At 41.1% G+C, this 15,962-nt stretch carries 19 protein-coding genes; 12 read left to right on the top strand and 7 right to left on the bottom strand.

The features are described from left to right. The first annotated feature begins 19 nt into the window (after positions 1 to 19). Entirely contained in the window at positions 20 to 295 is a 276-nt protein-coding gene (locus QUF78_RS25295) for a YutD family protein (protein WP_289326850.1), read from the top strand. Between the two features lie 32 nt (positions 296 to 327). Here the strand turns inward: QUF78_RS25295 and QUF78_RS25290 are convergent, their stop codons facing one another. Then, positions 328 to 621, bottom strand: a complete 294-nt coding sequence (locus QUF78_RS25290; protein WP_289314503.1) for a cytosolic protein — start codon at positions 619 to 621, stop codon at positions 328 to 330. 66 nt (positions 622 to 687) lie between these two features. After that, positions 688 to 954, bottom strand: coding sequence for a DUF3055 domain-containing protein (locus QUF78_RS25285; RefSeq protein WP_289326849.1), 267 nt, complete (start codon positions 952 to 954; stop codon positions 688 to 690). 262 nt (positions 955 to 1,216) lie between these two features. Here QUF78_RS25285 and QUF78_RS25280 point away from each other — a divergent pair, with 262 nt between their 5' ends. Further along, positions 1,217 to 1,795, top strand: a complete 579-nt coding sequence (locus tag QUF78_RS25280) for a DUF86 domain-containing protein (RefSeq protein ID WP_353957927.1) — start codon at positions 1,217 to 1,219, stop codon at positions 1,793 to 1,795. Positions 1,796 to 1,818: 23 nt separating this feature from the next. Then, positions 1,819 to 2,586 carry a TIGR01457 family HAD-type hydrolase gene (locus QUF78_RS25275; RefSeq protein WP_289314504.1) on the top strand — a complete coding sequence of 256 codons (768 nt, stop codon included), beginning with the start codon at positions 1,819 to 1,821 and terminating at the stop codon, positions 2,584 to 2,586. 60 nt (positions 2,587 to 2,646) lie between these two features. Here the strand turns inward: QUF78_RS25275 and QUF78_RS25270 are convergent, their stop codons facing one another. After that, positions 2,647 to 3,144 (bottom strand): phosphatidylglycerophosphatase A family protein, encoded by a 498-nt coding sequence (locus tag QUF78_RS25270; protein WP_289326848.1) that lies wholly within the window; start codon positions 3,142 to 3,144, stop codon positions 2,647 to 2,649. A gap of 208 nt (positions 3,145 to 3,352) precedes the next feature. Here QUF78_RS25270 and yutH point away from each other — a divergent pair, with 208 nt between their 5' ends. The 5 genes from yutH to thrB all read left to right on the top strand — a co-directional run bounded on the left by yutH (position 3,353) and on the right by thrB (position 8,864). Next, a complete protein-coding gene (yutH, locus tag QUF78_RS25265) occupies positions 3,353 to 4,354 on the top strand; it encodes a spore coat putative kinase YutH (RefSeq protein WP_289314505.1) in 1,002 nt (333 codons plus the stop codon). Positions 4,355 to 4,462: 108 nt separating this feature from the next. Continuing rightward, a complete protein-coding gene (locus tag QUF78_RS25260; RefSeq protein WP_289326847.1) occupies positions 4,463 to 5,377 on the top strand; it encodes a L,D-transpeptidase family protein in 915 nt (304 codons plus the stop codon). Positions 5,378 to 5,566: 189 nt separating this feature from the next. Continuing rightward, positions 5,567 to 6,865, top strand: coding sequence for a homoserine dehydrogenase (locus QUF78_RS25255; protein WP_289314507.1), 1,299 nt, complete (start codon positions 5,567 to 5,569; stop codon positions 6,863 to 6,865). Next, a complete protein-coding gene (gene thrC / locus QUF78_RS25250; protein ID WP_289326846.1) occupies positions 6,862 to 7,923 on the top strand; it encodes a threonine synthase in 1,062 nt (353 codons plus the stop codon). The genes QUF78_RS25255 and thrC overlap by 4 nt, the downstream gene beginning before the upstream one ends. Next, a complete protein-coding gene (gene thrB / locus QUF78_RS25245) occupies positions 7,920 to 8,864 on the top strand; it encodes a homoserine kinase (protein ID WP_289326845.1) in 945 nt (314 codons plus the stop codon). The genes thrC and thrB overlap by 4 nt, the downstream gene beginning before the upstream one ends. A 196-nt stretch (positions 8,865 to 9,060) precedes the next feature. Here thrB and QUF78_RS25240 read toward each other — a convergent pair whose 3' ends face one another. Continuing rightward, positions 9,061 to 9,297 carry a NifU family protein gene (locus QUF78_RS25240; protein ID WP_034310199.1) on the bottom strand — a complete coding sequence of 79 codons (237 nt, stop codon included), beginning with the start codon at positions 9,295 to 9,297 and terminating at the stop codon, positions 9,061 to 9,063. 168 nt (positions 9,298 to 9,465) lie between these two features. Between QUF78_RS25240 and QUF78_RS25235 the strand changes: the two genes are divergently transcribed. Then, complete coding sequence (locus QUF78_RS25235) at positions 9,466 to 9,795, top strand: YuzD family protein (RefSeq protein ID WP_289326844.1); 330 nt, start codon at positions 9,466 to 9,468, stop codon at positions 9,793 to 9,795. 95 nt (positions 9,796 to 9,890) lie between these two features. On the opposite strand, the gene QUF78_RS25230 is transcribed toward QUF78_RS25235, so the two are convergent. Next, positions 9,891 to 10,958, bottom strand: a complete 1,068-nt coding sequence (locus QUF78_RS25230; RefSeq protein WP_289314511.1) for an NAD(P)/FAD-dependent oxidoreductase — start codon at positions 10,956 to 10,958, stop codon at positions 9,891 to 9,893. A 306-nt stretch (positions 10,959 to 11,264) separates the two neighbouring features. Between QUF78_RS25230 and QUF78_RS25225 the strand changes: the two genes are divergently transcribed. Together QUF78_RS25225 and QUF78_RS25220 are read left to right on the top strand one after the other, a co-directional pair. Further along, positions 11,265 to 11,498 carry a YuzB family protein gene (locus QUF78_RS25225; RefSeq protein WP_289314512.1) on the top strand — a complete coding sequence of 78 codons (234 nt, stop codon included), beginning with the start codon at positions 11,265 to 11,267 and terminating at the stop codon, positions 11,496 to 11,498. 354 nt (positions 11,499 to 11,852) lie between these two features. After that, a complete protein-coding gene (locus QUF78_RS25220; RefSeq protein WP_289326843.1) occupies positions 11,853 to 12,215 on the top strand; it encodes a HesB/IscA family protein in 363 nt (120 codons plus the stop codon). A 68-nt stretch (positions 12,216 to 12,283) separates the two neighbouring features. Here QUF78_RS25220 and QUF78_RS25215 read toward each other — a convergent pair whose 3' ends face one another. Then, complete coding sequence (locus tag QUF78_RS25215; RefSeq protein ID WP_289326842.1) at positions 12,284 to 12,925, bottom strand: SDR family oxidoreductase; 642 nt, start codon at positions 12,923 to 12,925, stop codon at positions 12,284 to 12,286. Between the two features lie 154 nt (positions 12,926 to 13,079). Further along, positions 13,080 to 14,072: an NAD(P)/FAD-dependent oxidoreductase gene (locus tag QUF78_RS25210; RefSeq protein ID WP_289314514.1), complete on the bottom strand. Its 993-nt coding sequence runs from the start codon at positions 14,070 to 14,072 to the stop codon at positions 13,080 to 13,082. Between the two features lie 476 nt (positions 14,073 to 14,548). On the opposite strand from QUF78_RS25210, the gene QUF78_RS25205 reads away from it, so the two are divergent. Then, positions 14,549 to 15,766: an NAD(P)/FAD-dependent oxidoreductase gene (locus tag QUF78_RS25205; protein WP_289326841.1), complete on the top strand. Its 1,218-nt coding sequence runs from the start codon at positions 14,549 to 14,551 to the stop codon at positions 15,764 to 15,766. Positions 15,767 to 15,962 lie beyond the last annotated feature (196 nt).

Genomic DNA, 15,962 nt, shown 5'->3' with positions numbered 1-15,962 from the left:
TTTATGAGAGGTGAAAACAATGATTAACATCAATAACATGACCTATGAAATAATCGAGGATGAACGGGATGGCTATAACGAAGAAGCGTTTAAAGCCAGATACAGTGAGATTTTAACGAAGTATGATTATATAGTGGGGGATTGGGGTTACGGCCAATTGAGGCTGCGTGGATTTTTTGATGACTCTAATCAGAAAGCGACCTTCGATACAAAAATAAGCACGCTTAGTGAATATTTATATGAATACTGCAATTTTGGCTGTCCATATTTCGTCGTGAAGAAAATAAAGAAATAAAAAAGGCCAGGATTTACTCTGGCCTTTCCATGTTAAGAGTTTCCATATCCTTTATAAGGAGACTGTTCATCTTTTTCTGGATCATCATGTGTCGGATGAGCACCAGGATATTGTCGAGGTAAGTCTTCGTGCAAGGATTTATTTTCATAATTAAAGGCACTTTGATAGCGTTGCCCTTCCTGCCACGGGGTGTTTTTATTCTGAACTGGTGCATCTTTTGCTATGGATGATCCAAAAGGTCCTTCGGGAAATTCTTCAGGAATTAAATAATCCCGCTGTTTTTCGACATTGGAGAAATCGTGGTATATTTCCTCTTCTTTGCCCAAGGTAATCCCCCCTCATGTAATCGTACATTCAGTAGGTTATCCCGTTTAAGAAAAAAACGTCGGCTTTCAGACGATTTCCATTAAAAAGTGACTTAGTTCTGCGGCTTCCGCTTCTGACAACTGAAAGGCATGCTCAAGATAGCCTTCCTCTTCTAAATCATCAGGTCCAATAATCGCGAAACGGTTACTCTGCATATTTAAGACAAGTTTCTTCCCATAAAAACGATCGGTTGTCGTAATGGCCAGATCGAATCTTGATTCCTCTCCCATGAAACTTATGAACCGGGTTTTTGAATCAACCACGTCATTGTATAAATAAAAACGATCTTCCATAGTATCATTCCCTTCTTATCTTCACATTTGTAGTTCCATCATAACAAAGTGACTTCAATAGGGGAACAGACATTTTTCGGGGCTCCCGGCAGGAGGAACTTCGTCGCGCCTCATGGTTCCACAGGAAAGTCCGGCAATCATGCATTCAGAGTTTTCATTGATTAAAGGAAAATTGTCAAGAATACAAATGGGACCGTAAATTTAGGTTTTTTTATGGCAATGCTTGCGTTTTTGCTGCTGTTTAATATAGGGATTGTTTCAAATGGCTGAAGGAATTGAGAGTAAGGGAGAAGCTATGGTATCATCAAGGAATAAGGTTGGTCCGGCACAGGGTTTTACCTATGCCGCTCATTCAACCAATGATTCCCTATATCATCTTAGATCAGAAAGGATCTGGAAAAAAATGTACTTTGTAGACCGCCAAAAGATTGAACAAATATTAGGTTTTCTTGAAAAGCAGCTTGGACTTTTTGAAGGGCATGATAATTGGGATGGAGACCTTTCGGAACTTATCGCTGAAAGGCTTATACATACTTCCATCGATTCCGTGTTGGATGTGGGAAATGCGGTAATTGATGGTTTTATTATGCGTGATCCGGGAAGTTATGAAGATATTATCGATATCCTTCAAGATGAAAAAGTCATTTCAGAAGAAAAAGCGATACAATTCAAAAAGGTTTTGCCGCTAAGGAAAATGCTGGTCCAGGACTTCATTGAAGTCGATCACAACGAACTGCATGCCGTATTCTCGGAAAATATCGAGGCATTCAAGCAATTCCCCGATTTGGTGAGGAACTATTTAACTAATGAATTGGGACCCGTATCAGCTTTTAAAAACTAGTAGCGTTAGGAAGGCGAATTCAAATGAAGTCGTATAAAGGATATTTAATAGACTTAGATGGCACCATGTATCGCGGAACTGAACAAATTGCGGAAGCGGCAGGGTTTATTAATGACCTAAGAAAAAGGGAGATCCCTTATTTATTCGTCACCAACAACTCATCCCGGACTCCGGCCCAGGTAGCGGATAAATTGAGAAGCATCGGCATATCAACGGAAGATGATCAAGTTTTCACGACAAGCATGGCCACTGCCAATTACATAGCTGAACAAAAGCAAGATGCATCGGTCTATGTGGTGGGGGAAGAAGGCATCATCGAGGCTCTTAAGGAAAAAGGAATGAAGCTTGTGGATGAACATCCAGACTTTCTGGTAATGGGCATCGATCGCGGCGTCAATTATGAAAAGTTGTCAAAAGCCTGTCTTGCTGTCAGGAATGGCGCTGTTTTCATTTCGACCAATGGTGATATTGCCATTCCTACTGAACAAGGCCTTTTGCCGGGGAATGGTGCATTAACCTCCGTTGTTTCCGTTTCGACTCAAGTACAGCCGATTTTCATCGGAAAACCTGAATCCGTCATAGTGGAGCAAGCTCTAAGAGTATTAGGGGTACCTAAAGAAGAGACAATCATGGTTGGCGATAACTATGATACGGATATCCTAGCCGGCATTAATGCAGGGATAGATACAATGCTTGTACATACTGGCGTAACGACCAAAGAACGCTTGAAGCAATATAAGGAGCAGCCAACGTATGTGGTGGATACGCTCGACCTATGGCACTTCGAATGAAAAAACCAGGCCTGCGAAAGCAGTCCTGGTTTTTTTATGTCGTTTAATATCATAAGCTCACTATTCTGCATTTTCGGTTCTATGGGCAAGCCGGCTTGAAGCGGCAGCAGCAATTGCCCCAACGATATCGTCTAAAAAGGTGTTCACCTTACCTGTGCTTTTATCGTTTAGATATTTTAAGATACCTGGCTTTTGTTTATCGATGAAACCATAATTGGTAAAGCCGATGGATCCATATACATTCACAATTGAAAAAGCCAATATTTCATCGACCCCATATAGTCCTTCATCTATTTCAATGATGCTCTGTAGCGGCTCCTCGAGCAGTTTTTTCTCAGCTAGAATATCCAACTGAATGCCGGTAAGGATGGCATTTTGGACCTCGCGTTTTGAAAGGACCCGTTCGACATTGTGAAGGCAATCGGACATTTGGAGATTTTCATGGTAGCCAGATTGTAAATACATGACAAGCTCAGCGATATCCTCCAATTTCACTCCTCGTTCAATTAGCCACCTACGAGCCGTTTTTTCAGACATTGATTGTTCAATATTAGCCATGTCATCACCCATTTCTCTATATTTTAAAGGGATAGTTCTATTGCCGGTAGTTTGATTTGATTAAAGTCAAAACCCATGAAAGGGATTTCGATTCGATTTTATAATAAGGTTTCGATAATCATTCAGAAAACGGGTTATTCCACATATATATATAAGTATATGAAGTCCAATATTTCTATTATATCCATTTGATGAAGGGGGCCATTCCATGATAGAAGAAATCATTTTTAATAATTATGGTATACAGGTAGGTCATGAAGAAGCCAATAGCAGATTTCCAAGCTTCCGTTCAGGGAATATGGTTTACAGCATCGTTCCCATTGAAAATATGGAGCAGGAGGAATTAGTGGAACGGCATACAATGTCTCAACACATGATTTCACAAGGAGATCGTCACGTATCGGCTTTTGTTCTTGCCAATCATGGAAGTTATGTTTCGGAAGCGGATGAACAATTATTCATCCTTCTTGCCAATCAGGCATTGGAAGGTCCGAAAAATTTCAACCCAGGAAGACGTCTGGCAAGATTCCATCAGCGTGGGAGAAACATTAATGAAACGATTCGAACATGCTCAAGAATCGGTAAATGGAAAGAACTCTGGGAACAAAGGATCGATCAGTTAGAAAAGATTTGGCGGGATAAGCTCAATGCCCATCCTGATAACCAGTTTGAAAAATTATTTATAGAAACCTTTCCCTATTATATGGTCTTGGGTGAAAATGCGATTCAATATTTAGTCGACACAGAAATTGATGATACCCCGCAAATTGTCGATAGTGGAACGGTATGTTATGAACGTTTTTTACATGATACGTGGAAAAGCAATAAATGGATGAAAAATCCGTTTGATTGGGTATTCGACCACGGAACAAGGGATGTCGCGGAATGGGTGAGGGAACACTATTTTCAAAATGTGCATACCCATCAACGTGGCATTGGCCATTTCTTTCACGAATATCAATCCATAGAACCGTTCTCCAGCTTTTCAGCCCGGTTATTATATTCAAGGATGCTATTTCCCATTCACTACTTTGAAACAGTGGAAGAGTATTTTTCAAAAACGACGGAATCAAGGGCGAATGAACTGGAGGATAAAATATCTGCGATCACGAAATCCTCCCAACAATATGAGTCCTTCCTCAAACATTTTTATGAATTGGCGGAGGTTCCGGCCAAGCAATATGATTTGCCTAAAATTGACTGGATTTAGATAAAAACGGGAAAGAAATATGATTCATCCTTACTTACTATGTTATGATGATAAAAAGATTTTTTCGAATAGTTAGATATTTGGTTATTACTACGGAAGGATGGGTCCATGAAAAGATTGATGATGGCCACCCTTTTAGCCCTTTTAATCATCCAACCGACAGATCTTACGAAAGCTGAAACGAAAACAAGCTGCGAAGCAACTCAATTCAAGATTGTCATGAAGACTACTACGGATGTGAAGGAAAAGGCGTCGGCTGCGAGTAAAACATTAAAAACTTATAAAAAAAATAAAGAACTATCGGCAAGTGGGAGAACTGGAAACTGGTATAAGGTCTGTCATTCAAAAAAGACTGCATATATCAAGATGGTAGATGCAAAAGAGGTTTTCAGTTCAGGTGAAAAAGTCCTTCTGAAAAAATTCGATATGAGGAAAGGTGTTAATCAAGTTGTATCGGTGACAGGGAAATCCATGAGTGATACGAAGGTCGCGATCCAAACTTACGAGAAGAAACAAGGTGAATGGCGACGCGCATTAAAGAAGATGGAGGGCGTCATTGGGAAGAACGGCTTCACGAAGAGTAAAAAAGAGGGGGATGGAAAATCACCGGTTGGAATTTATTCATTTGGTACGGCCTTTGGAAGCAAAAAGAAGCCACCCGGAGTGAAAATGAATTATAGGAAAACTACCAAATATGACTACTGGATTGATGATCGGACATCCAAGGATTATAACAAGTGGATAACCTATAAAGGAAATCCTTCAAGTAAATGGAAGTCTTTCGAAAGGATGAATCATGAACTCTATAGGTATGGGGCGGTCATCAATTATAATACGAATCCCATCATAAAAGGAAAGGGAAGTGCAATCTTCCTTCATATATGGAGAGGGGAAACAAAGCCGACGGCAGGATGTACAGCCACTGCCGAAAAGAATGTCCTCAGCTTACTGAAATGGATGGATCCCGTGCAAAAGCCACATGTAGTAATGGGAACGAATGATTCATTAAAGAGTGTTGAGTAATAATCTTCAAAATGGTTTTCCCATAAAAATTTAGCTTTAGCCGTTCTTACTCGTTCAAGGGATGGGCAAAAAAAGTTCGTTCATCCATCTTTTCTAACTATTGATAATTATATGAATTAAACTTATAATGTCTACTATACAAATACAAATGTTTTCTACAGGTAAACAGTTTTTAAGGGGGAACCAAATATGAAAGCCATCTCGATCGGTTTATTGGGGTTAGGTACAGTTGGATCAGGAGTCGTACAAATCATTGAAAGTCATCAGGACAAGCTCATGCATCAAGTGGGCTGTTCCATATCCATTAAGAAGATACTAGTCAAGGACACGACTAAGGAGCGGCTTGTCGAGGTTGATAAAGATATGTTAACTGACAAACCTGAGGATATCCTTTCGAATCCCGAGATTGATGTTGTAATTGAAGTTATGGGTGGAATTGAAGAAACACGCGGTTATCTGATAGAAGCAATAAAAAATAAAAAGCATATCGTTACGGCCAATAAAGACCTAATGGCTCTATATGGACCGGAACTGTTGGAATTGGCCACCGAGAATCAATGTGATTTGTTCTATGAAGCAAGTGTTGCAGGGGGAATCCCGATTCTAAGAGGTCTTGTCGATGGATTATCTTCTGACCGTATCACGAAAATGATGGGAATCGTCAATGGGACGACAAACTTCATTTTAACGAAAATGAGCAAGGAAGGCAGAGCTTATGATGACGTATTGAAGGAAGCCCAGGAGCTGGGATTTGCTGAAGCGGATCCGACAGCAGATGTAGGGGGATTGGATGCAGCCCGCAAAATGGCGATACTATCCACACTCGGGTTCTCAATGAACATTGGCTTGAATGATGTGGAGGTACAGGGAATAACGGATATATCCGAAGAGGATTTGAGATATAGTAAAAAGCTAGGATATACGATGAAATTGATTGGCGTCGCTTCCAGGGCAGGCGATAGGGTCGAAGTAAGTGTCCAGCCTGCACTTCTTCCGGAAGCACATCCGTTAGCTTCGGTAAATAATGAGTATAATGCGGTATACGTTTATGGGGAAGCTGTAGGGGAAACGATGTTTTACGGACCGGGAGCCGGAAGTCTTCCGACTGCGACAGCAGTCGTTTCGGATATGGTGACGGTCATCAAGAATATGAGGCTGGGCGTAAATGGCCGCAGTGCCGTTTCACCGCAGTACCCGAAACAATTAAAGGATGCCACTGAGATTTTCGCTAAGTTCTTCATTCGATTGCATGTTCAGGATGAAGTTGGCGTTTTAGCCAGAATCACGAATTTATTTGCCGAGCATGGGGTAGGATTCGATAAAATCCTTCAATTGCCGCTGGATGAAAAGGAATCTTCCGAAATCGTATTAGTTACGCATACAGCCACTTTGGCAGCATTTGAGCAAATTATACAGAAATTAAATGATTACAATATGGTAAGAGAAGTGAAAAGCACATATAGAGTTGAAGGAGAGGACATCAAATGAGCTGGCAAGGACTTATAAGCACATATAAAGATTTTTTACCTGTCAATGAAAATACACCTGCACTATCCCTGTTGGAAGGGAATACACCTTTAATCAGACTGAATCGATTATCCGAAGAGTGGGGAATCGACTTACATGTAAAATATGAAGGAGCTAATCCAACTGGGTCGTTTAAAGATCGCGGAATGGTAATGGCTGTCGCAAAAGCGATCGAAGCGGGTAGCGACACGATCATCTGTGCTTCTACTGGGAACACATCGGCAGCCGCAGCGGCTTATGCCGCCCGTGCCAACCTGCGCTGTATCGTTGTCATTCCAGAAGGTAAAATAGCCATGGGTAAGCTTGCACAAGCCGTTATGTACGGAGCAGAAATAATCTCTATCGAAGGGAACTTCGACCAGGCTTTAAAAATCGTCCGTTCACTTAGTGAGAGCTCACCGATCACCCTTGTGAATTCTGTCAACCCATACCGGATCGAAGGGCAGAAGACGGCGGCTTTCGAAATTTGTGATGCTCTAGGCTCTGCACCGGATATTTTGGCGCTTCCAGTCGGGAATGCAGGTAATATCACTGCTTACTGGAAAGGGTTTAAAGAATATAATGACTCGAAACAAACGGGCCTACCTGAAATGAGAGGGTTCGAAGCGGAGGGTGCGGCCGCAATTGTCAGGGATACCATCATTGAAAATCCCGAAACCATTGCAACAGCCATCCGGATTGGGAATCCTGCCAGTTGGAACTTTGCTGTCGAAGCGGCAAAAGAATCCCAAGGTAAAATTGATGAGGTGACAGACGAAGAAATTCTGGAAGCCTATCATTTCCTCGCTAAAAAAGAAGGGGTATTTGCAGAGCCAGCCTCATGTGCTTCCATTGCAGGCATCTATAAACAATTAAAAAGCGGTGAAATCAAAAAAGGAAGCAAGATTGTTGCGGTGCTGACTGGAAATGGATTGAAAGATCCGAATGTGGCAGTCGATACTAGCACGATTCAACCGACATTGTTGCCAATGGACGAAGAGGTCATATTAGAACATCTGCAGGGTGTGAAACAGGCATGAGTGCAGATTCCGAGATGTTCTTGATCCGTGTACCGGCGAGTACGGCCAACTTAGGACCAGGATTCGATTCCATCGGCTTGGCGCTAGGACTTTACTTGGAAATACACGGATCTTCATCAGATCATTGGGAAGTCGTTCCACTATCAGAGGAAATGTCTGTTTTTCCAAGAGATGATCGTAATTTTATCGTTAAAGTTGCCAAGGAAACGGCGGCTTATTATGGAAAGGAACTATCCCCATGCCGGCTTTTCGTCTCTAGTGAAATTCCACTGGCACGGGGTCTTGGAAGCAGTGCCTCCGCCATTGTAGCTGGGATTGAATTAGCGAACATCGTTGGTGAACTCCATTTATCCGTTGATGAAAAGAATAGGCATGCTTCCCTCTTTGAAGGGCATCCGGATAATGCAGGGGCATCTGTTTATGGTGGATTGGTAGTGGGCCTGCATACAGAGGAGAGAACGGATGTCGTGTCGTTTCCGATCGAGGGAGTTAAGGTGATTGCTGTCATTCCCAATTTTGAATTGCTTACTGAGGATTCAAGAAATGTTCTTCCTAATTCACTTTCCTATAAAGATGCGATAAGCGGAAGTGCAGCCGCAAATGTTTTGCTTGCAGGAGTCTTATCGAAAGATTGGAAGCTTGTTGGTGAAATGATGCAAAGCGATCGATTCCATCAACCTTTTAGAGCGGGGTTAGTCCTTCATTTAGCACTTATAGAAGAGGTCGTCCTTCAAAAAGGTGGATTTGGTGCAGCCCTAAGCGGAGCAGGCCCCACTGTTTTATGCTTGGCATCCGCAGAAAAATGCGAAAGTGTGCTCACTGGATTGAAGGAAAAATTTCCGGAATATCTTGTGAAAGAATTGAAAATAGATAATGTTGGCAGTTATACGGCAATCCTTTCAGAACAGGAAAAAAAGGAATTGAAATTTTTGAAATCGTGAGCCGCATTTCATTTACTGTCCATATAAAAAAGCTGACTCGCGTCAAGCCGTATCAATTCATTTGATAGGGCAAAAGCCGAGTCAGCTTTATTTTTTATTACAGTCCAGGAAAAGTTCCGGCCTGCATGAAAAAAGGTTGAACGTGTATAGATGAAGTGATCCTTCATCCATACGCTGCATGTTATTTAAAGGGCTATTAGAAAACTTGTTCTACTTCCACTACACCAGGAACTTCTTCAAGAAGGGCACGCTCAATCCCAGCTTTTAGCGTAATGGTCGAACTAGGACAGCTTCCGCAGGCTCCTAGTAATCGTAATTTTACAATTCCATCTTCTACGTCAACTAGTTCACAGTCACCGCCATCACGAAGAAGAAACGGACGAAGTTTATCTAGGACTTCTTGAACTTGAACTTCCATTGTTTGTTCAGACATTGCAATCGACTCCTTTCCTATTCATATTATAAAGCGAAGGTAGTAAAAAATCCAACTGTAACTTTGCGGAAATATAATCTATATTATTCTGGTATGATGGAAACAGGTGAGAAGTTTTTAAACATTATTTAAAATGAAGCAGATATACTAAAATGAAGGAGGAAGAGTATGGTAATGAAAGAAATTGAGATAGAAGTGTATGGAGCGGAGCAAATTTGTGCGAGTTGTGTGAATCTCCCATCTTCAAAAGATACCTGTGAGTGGCTTGAAGCCGCTTTAACGAGAAAGTTTCCTGAGCAGAAATTCAAAATATCCTATATAGATATGTATAATCCACCAGAAACGCTGAAGCAAAAGAACTTTGCCGCGAAGATGATCGAAGAAGATTTATTTTATCCACTGGTCCTCATCGAAGGTGAGATCATTGCAGAAGGAAATGTGCGTCTCAAGAAAGTGGTGGAAACGATGGAAAAATACGGATATACGATGCTAGTGTGATATATAATGGAAGAAATAAGAAAAACTGACCCATGAATGAGCTGCATGCAGCTCATTGGGCCAGTTTATGGAAATGTAGCATGGATGGGTTGGAATCAACCGTTATGGTATTTATACATCCAGAGAATGCCTGATTTCATCAGGCGTGCCACTCTACCGGTGATTGGGCGATTTGCAACAAGACCAAAACCTTGTTTCTTCCCAAGGGAACCTAATGTTCCTTTTAATTTCATTGTAGGGAAGCTTTCCGGAAGTGGTTCATTTGCCCATTTCTTCACAAGGACTTGGACGATTTGTTCAGCTTGGGACTCCGCCAATTGAGCACTAGGTGCATGAGGCAGGCTCGCACAGTCGCCGACCACAAAGATGCTGTCATTATTAGGAAGGAAATGCTGAGGAGTCAGAACGGCTCTTCCTTGACGATCTTTTTCAATATCCATATCGCGGATGATTTTGCTTGGCTGAATTCCCGCTGTCCAGACGATGACGTCACTTTGAACGGCTTCGTCACCATTATAAAGAAGGTTTGGCTCAACTTTGGTTATATTTGAATGATGGATGATTTCGATTGTATGTTTATCGAACCAAGATTCGACAAAGGTACTTAATCTTTCTGGGAAAGCAGATAGTATATGCGGTCCACGGTCAAATAGCTTAACGTTCAAATCTGAACGGCTTTCAATTAATTCACTTGCTAGCTCAACACCGCTAAGTCCGCCACCAACGATAGAAACGGTTGCACCTGCACCCAAATTATTCAAAGCTGAATATGTGCTGCGTGATTTATCGATTGTTTGGATACTATAGGTATGTGTGTCTGCTCCAGGAATATTGTGGTATTTATCTTCACAGCCAAGGCCAATGACTAAATCATCATAAACGACAGGATCTTGGTTTTCTATAATGACCTGTTTATTTTCCATATCGATGGAAAGTACTTCTCCGTATACGTTCTTCAAGCGAGGATGTTCAGGAAATGCAACACGGATGTGCTGATCAGGAATGGTACCTGCTGCTAAAGCATAATATTCCGTTTTTAAGCAGTGATAAGGATTACGGTCGATAAGCGTGATGCTCACATTTTCAGGCAGCTGATTAGGCAGCAATCTTTGCAACATGCGCATACCACCATACCCACCACCAAGTATGACTAAATTCTTCATATGATTTTCCCCTTTATTTGATCTCTTGAAAAATTTGAAAAATGCTTCACTTGTATAACAAGTATCCAACTATAGGATTCCCCCAAATGAACCCTTTTAAAGTTTAATTAAATATATATACCCCAATTAGTAGTAAGAATAAAAAATTAGATAATTTTCTTTTTTTACGTACCCCGACAAAAGTATAACGAATATAAAAGGAAATCACAACCGATATCTTGAAATCAGCTTACTTTTTATGCGTAAATATTGACTGTAACTGGGAAAAGTAATAAGATGATTTGTTAGTAACTGTGAGGTGAAACAATGTACCCGATTATTGAATTTTGCGTAAGCAATCTAGCCAGCGGTGCTCAAGAGGCTCTGGAAAGATTGGAGAGGGATCCAAATTTAGATATCATAGAATATGGTTGTTTGGGATATTGCGGCAAATGCTCCAGTAACTTATATGCACTAGTAAACGGTGAAGTGGTTTCCGGCGACACAACGGATGAATTGGTAGATAAAATATATAAGTTCATTGATGAATTTGAAATGTAGTCATCAACGGCGAATAAAAAGGCTGCTCCTCTTGGGACAGCCTTGTCATTCCCTGTCCTTTTTGAAATGTCTCCAGCGAGTTAGAGGATTCTGGCTTCAGATGCCTGAGTACGCTGAAGTCCAAGTCCCCTTTAAATAGGATGCTTCATATTCCTTAAGTGTGAATCTCAAGAATCCTCCTTCTTGTTCCTTTGTTTGGTTGATTCTATATAGCCAGGTAATCCGTAAATGGGTAAAATAAGTGCGGGAATATGAGTTTTTTCAAGCTGGAAAATTGAGCGTGGGAAATTCTTTGGTATATACTATAAAGAGAAATAGTTCTATCTCACATATCTTAAGAAGGAGGGGTTTATTGTGAGTGAAGTTGTTCAAATAACGGAAGCTGCTGCTTTTCAGATAAAAGAAATGATGAAACAAAATGGTGAAGAGGGTTCCTTTTTAAGAGTGGCCGTTAAAGGCGGGGGCTGCAGTGGATTATCCTACGGAATGGGTTTTGAAGAAGAGCCCGGAGAAAAAGATAGCCAGCTGGAACAGTTTGAAATAAAAATCCTTGTTGATAACGGGGATGCCGATATATTAAAAGGAACGGTAATTGATTATAAACAAACGATGATGGGCGGAGGCTTTACGATCGAAAACCCAAATGCCATCGCTTCATGCGGTTGCGGGTCTTCCTTCAAAACGGCAAAAAACGCCGGTACGCCAGAGAACTGCTAACAAACTGGTTCATTTATAAAGGGGGGCACTTTAACAAGTGCCCCCCTTTTTCATGCTTATTTCCTATTTTAAATATTGTTAAGGGCTTCCTTGATTTGAAAGGTACCGCTGAAAATCTCGAATGTCTTATTGAACGTATTTTCCGCTGTGACTGATTGGGCAAGAACGGAGGCGACATCTGCTCTTGGAATGGATTTGTTGGCATGGTCCACTTTTTCTTCAGCAAAGATTTTTCCGACAGCTTGTTCATTTGTCAATGCAACCGGCCGGACAATCGTGTATGTCAGCCCGCTTGCTTTTAAATGTTCATCGGCATCATGTTTTGCTTCAAGATAATGGCGCATTCCTTCTTGGGCTTGTTCCGGATCATCAGTACCTACAGAGCTTAACATGATAAAACGTTCGATCCCTTTCTTTTTGGCGGCATCAACTAGTTTAATCGCCCCATTCTTATCCACAGCCGTCGTTTTATCCGGTCCCGTTTTTGGTCCAGATCCGGCTGCGAAAATGATGGCTTCCATGTTATCCACTGCTTTATCCACATTTCCCTCTAAATCTGCAAGAATTGGATGCCCACCGAGTTCTTTTATCGTTTGAGCCTGTTCCTCTTTCCGGATCATTCCGAATACATTCATTTGTGGATTTTTTGATAATTCCCCAATGATCTGCTTTCCGGTCGTTCCATTGGCTCCAGCAACTAAAATATTCATATATGTGCATTCTCCTTTCAAGTCTTCTCCTACTCTCTACCCTTAGAATAACAAGGTTAAGCACTGTGGATAACTAATGAAAAACAGTTATCCACAATCATGGAATTGGGGACAAAAAAACCCGGCTACGAAAGCCGGGTTTTTTTGCGTAATTTTAAAACATGGAAGAACTGTGCATTGGCTGGACTTTTGCTTTTGGGTCAATATATTGCTTGGCGTGATTGACGGCAGTGGGTGCCTCACCAAAACCACTTGCAATCAATTTGACCTTGCCATCATATGTTGCGATATCACCCGCTGCATAAATTCCTGGGATATTCGTTTCCATTCTGGAATTCACCAAAATACTGTTCTTCTGGATATCAAGTCCCCATTCCTTGATGGGACCAAGGGAGGAAACGAAGCCGTAGTTGACGATGACTGCATCTACCTCCATCGTCTCTGTATCTTCACCGTTTGTATCCTTGATGACAACTGTATTGATCCGGCCGTCTGTACCAATCAATTCTGAAGGTATGTAAGGAGTCTTTATTTCAACTTTTGAATGTTTAAGGTTTTCTACACTATGTTCGTGGGCACGGAATTTATCTCTTCTATGAATGATGCTCACTTTCTCGGCGATCGGTTCCAGCATAAGTGCCCAGTCCACTGCTGAATCCCCACCTCCGAATACCACCACTTTTTTGCCAGCAAAATGATTGAGGTCGTCGATGAAATAATGAAGGTTGCTGCTTTCATATTTTTTTGCATCATCAATTTCGATGCGGCGGGGTTGGAAAGCCCCATTTCCAGCTGTGATGATAATGGTTTTGGAGTAATGGATTTCTTTATCCGTCGTTAACTTGAAAACTCCGTCGGCTTGCTTTTCCACTTCTTGAACGGCTTGCTCCAAGACAACATCTTGTTCAAACTTTGCCATTTGTTCTTTCAAATTATTCACTAGCTCCTGAGCACGCACTTTTGGGAAACCTGCGATATCATAGATGAATTTCTCAGGATAAAGGGCCGACAATTGTCCGCCTAATTGTGGCAAGCTCTCGATGATTTTTACGGATGCCTGTCTCATACCGCCATAAAATGCAGTAAATAATCCAACCGGGCCTCCGCCAATGATGGTAATATCATAAACTTTTTCATTAACTTCCAACGTTATCCCTCCGATATACTAGGTTTGCTGAAATTTATTCTTTTATTTTAACATAGATGATCTTTTAAAAAGCGGAGAAAGATTAGAAAAGTGAGAAAGTTTTGACTATATATGAGCAGTCACATGATGAATACTGTTCACCCTCTTTTATAAGTGGGTAAAAATACTCTTTACCATGATTGAACATATAGAAAAAATATGGTCAGTAACCGGGTGAAAAGTAACGTTTTTTAGCTTTATTTTAACGCTAAAAAGTTCAGTTTGTTACTTGAAAAAGGTATGGAAAAAGACTAATATTTACTTAGACATCATTTGGTAAAATTTTTATGAATTTTTTATTACAATTACGAATTGTTACGTGAAATACGTCACAAATGTATAAGAGTGCTTTTTATAATGGAAATTAATAAGATACACAATAGATTTTAGTTATGGAAAGCATCACAAGAAAATATCGTAAAGGTGGACGAATACTTTTGAAAAAGCCAACTATCGTTGTTTTAGGAGCAGGTTATGGTGGATTGATGACCGTTACTCGCTTACAGAAGGCATTAGGTCAAAATGAAGCAGAAATCGTATTAGTTAACAAAAATGATTACCACTATGAAACAACATGGCTGCATGAAGCATCTGCTGGAACGCTTCATCATGATCGTGTGCGCTATCCAATCAAAAGTGTCATTAACGGCAGCAAAGTTAAATTCATCCAAGATTCTGTTTTGGAAGTGAAAACAGAAGACAAAAAAGTCATCCTTGAAAACGGCGAAATTTCTTATGATTACCTAGTGATTGGACTTGGACCGGAATCGGAAACATTCGGGATCCAAGGGCTAAAAGAATATGCTTTCTCCATCTCCAATGTGAACACTGCACGTAAAATCCGTGACCATATCCAATTGCAATTTGCTACGTACAGTTCTGAAGTCGAGAAGAATGAAGACCGATTGACGATCGTTGTTGGCGGAGCAGGATTTACGGGTATCGAGTTCCTTGGCGAATTAGCTAATCGTGTTCCTGAACTTTGTAAAGAATATGACATCGATTTCCAAAAGGTTCGTATGTACTGTGTGGAGGCAGCACCAGCCGTCCTTCCTGGCTTCGATCCGGAATTGGTGGATTATGCAGTTTCTTACCTTGAGAAAAAAGGTGTGGAATTCAAAATCGGTACACCGATCAAGGGGGCAACTCCTGAAGGTATCATCGTGGCAAAAGGCGAAGATGAAGTGGAAGAAATCAAGGCGGGAACCGTTGTATGGGCAGCTGGCGTACGTGGTAACTCCGTGATTGAGGCTTCTGGTTTTGAAGCTATGCGTGGACGTATCAAAGTGAACCTTGACATGCGTGCACCTGGTCATGACGATATTTTCATCGTAGGGGATTGCGCTTTGATCATCAACGAAGAAATTAATCGTCCATATCCACCAACTGCACAAATCGCCATGCAACAAGGTGAGGTCATTGCGAAGAACCTGACTAAATTGGTTCGTAACGAAAGCGACCTTGAAACGTTCACTTTCGAAAACAAAGGAACGGTATGTTCACTTGGTGAAGACAATGCGATCGGTGTTGTATTCGGCAAGAAAGTTACAGGTAAGACGGCATCATTCATGAAGAAAATGGTCGATAACAGAGCATTGTTAATGATTGGCGGAGCTTCCCTGGTTGCTAAAAAAGGTAAATTCAACGTCCTTTAATTTTTTAAATCATAAATAATGGCCATTTGGGGATTCCCTGAATGGCTTTTTCTTGGGTTCTCTCGATGAGTGTGCCATGAAAGCGGGGAGTATGCACCTTTCGTATGTGGAATATAATGGGGATAAGGATGACAGCTTTAAAATCATCGTATGTTCTTATGCGGTTTGGAGTTTATACTGCTTATAATGAATGTAG

It is taken from the genome of Peribacillus sp. ACCC06369 (genome assembly GCF_030348945.1).
Taxonomy (GTDB): Bacteria; Bacillota; Bacilli; order Bacillales; family DSM-1321; genus Peribacillus.
This window is presented reverse-complemented; position numbering and strand designations above follow the sequence as displayed.

What these genes read in the sequence shown, in the direction of transcription:
- thrB (WP_289326845.1), top strand. Translation starts at nt 7,920, where the DNA reads ATGAGTGCAGATTCCGAGATGTTCTTGATCCGTGTACCGGCGAGTACG.
- QUF78_RS25275 (WP_289314504.1), top strand. Translation starts at nt 1,819, where the DNA reads ATGAAGTCGTATAAAGGATATTTAATAGACTTAGATGGCACCATGTAT.
- yutH (WP_289314505.1), top strand. Translation starts at nt 3,353, where the DNA reads ATGATAGAAGAAATCATTTTTAATAATTATGGTATACAGGTAGGTCAT.
- QUF78_RS25285 (WP_289326849.1), bottom strand. Translation starts at nt 954, where the DNA reads ATGGAAGATCGTTTTTATTTATACAATGACGTGGTTGATTCAAAAACC.
- QUF78_RS25280 (WP_353957927.1), top strand. Translation starts at nt 1,217, where the DNA reads ATGGCTGAAGGAATTGAGAGTAAGGGAGAAGCTATGGTATCATCAAGG.
- QUF78_RS25255 (WP_289314507.1), top strand. Translation starts at nt 5,567, where the DNA reads ATGAAAGCCATCTCGATCGGTTTATTGGGGTTAGGTACAGTTGGATCA.
- QUF78_RS25295 (WP_289326850.1), top strand. Translation starts at nt 20, where the DNA reads ATGATTAACATCAATAACATGACCTATGAAATAATCGAGGATGAACGG.
- thrC (WP_289326846.1), top strand. Translation starts at nt 6,862, where the DNA reads ATGAGCTGGCAAGGACTTATAAGCACATATAAAGATTTTTTACCTGTC.
- QUF78_RS25215 (WP_289326842.1), bottom strand. Translation starts at nt 12,925, where the DNA reads ATGAATATTTTAGTTGCTGGAGCCAATGGAACGACCGGAAAGCAGATC.
- QUF78_RS25230 (WP_289314511.1), bottom strand. Translation starts at nt 10,958, where the DNA reads ATGAAGAATTTAGTCATACTTGGTGGTGGGTATGGTGGTATGCGCATG.
- QUF78_RS25235 (WP_289326844.1), top strand. Translation starts at nt 9,466, where the DNA reads ATGGTAATGAAAGAAATTGAGATAGAAGTGTATGGAGCGGAGCAAATT.
- QUF78_RS25270 (WP_289326848.1), bottom strand. Translation starts at nt 3,144, where the DNA reads ATGGCTAATATTGAACAATCAATGTCTGAAAAAACGGCTCGTAGGTGG.
- QUF78_RS25225 (WP_289314512.1), top strand. Translation starts at nt 11,265, where the DNA reads ATGTACCCGATTATTGAATTTTGCGTAAGCAATCTAGCCAGCGGTGCT.
- QUF78_RS25260 (WP_289326847.1), top strand. Translation starts at nt 4,463, where the DNA reads ATGAAAAGATTGATGATGGCCACCCTTTTAGCCCTTTTAATCATCCAA.
- QUF78_RS25240 (WP_034310199.1), bottom strand. Translation starts at nt 9,297, where the DNA reads ATGTCTGAACAAACAATGGAAGTTCAAGTTCAAGAAGTCCTAGATAAA.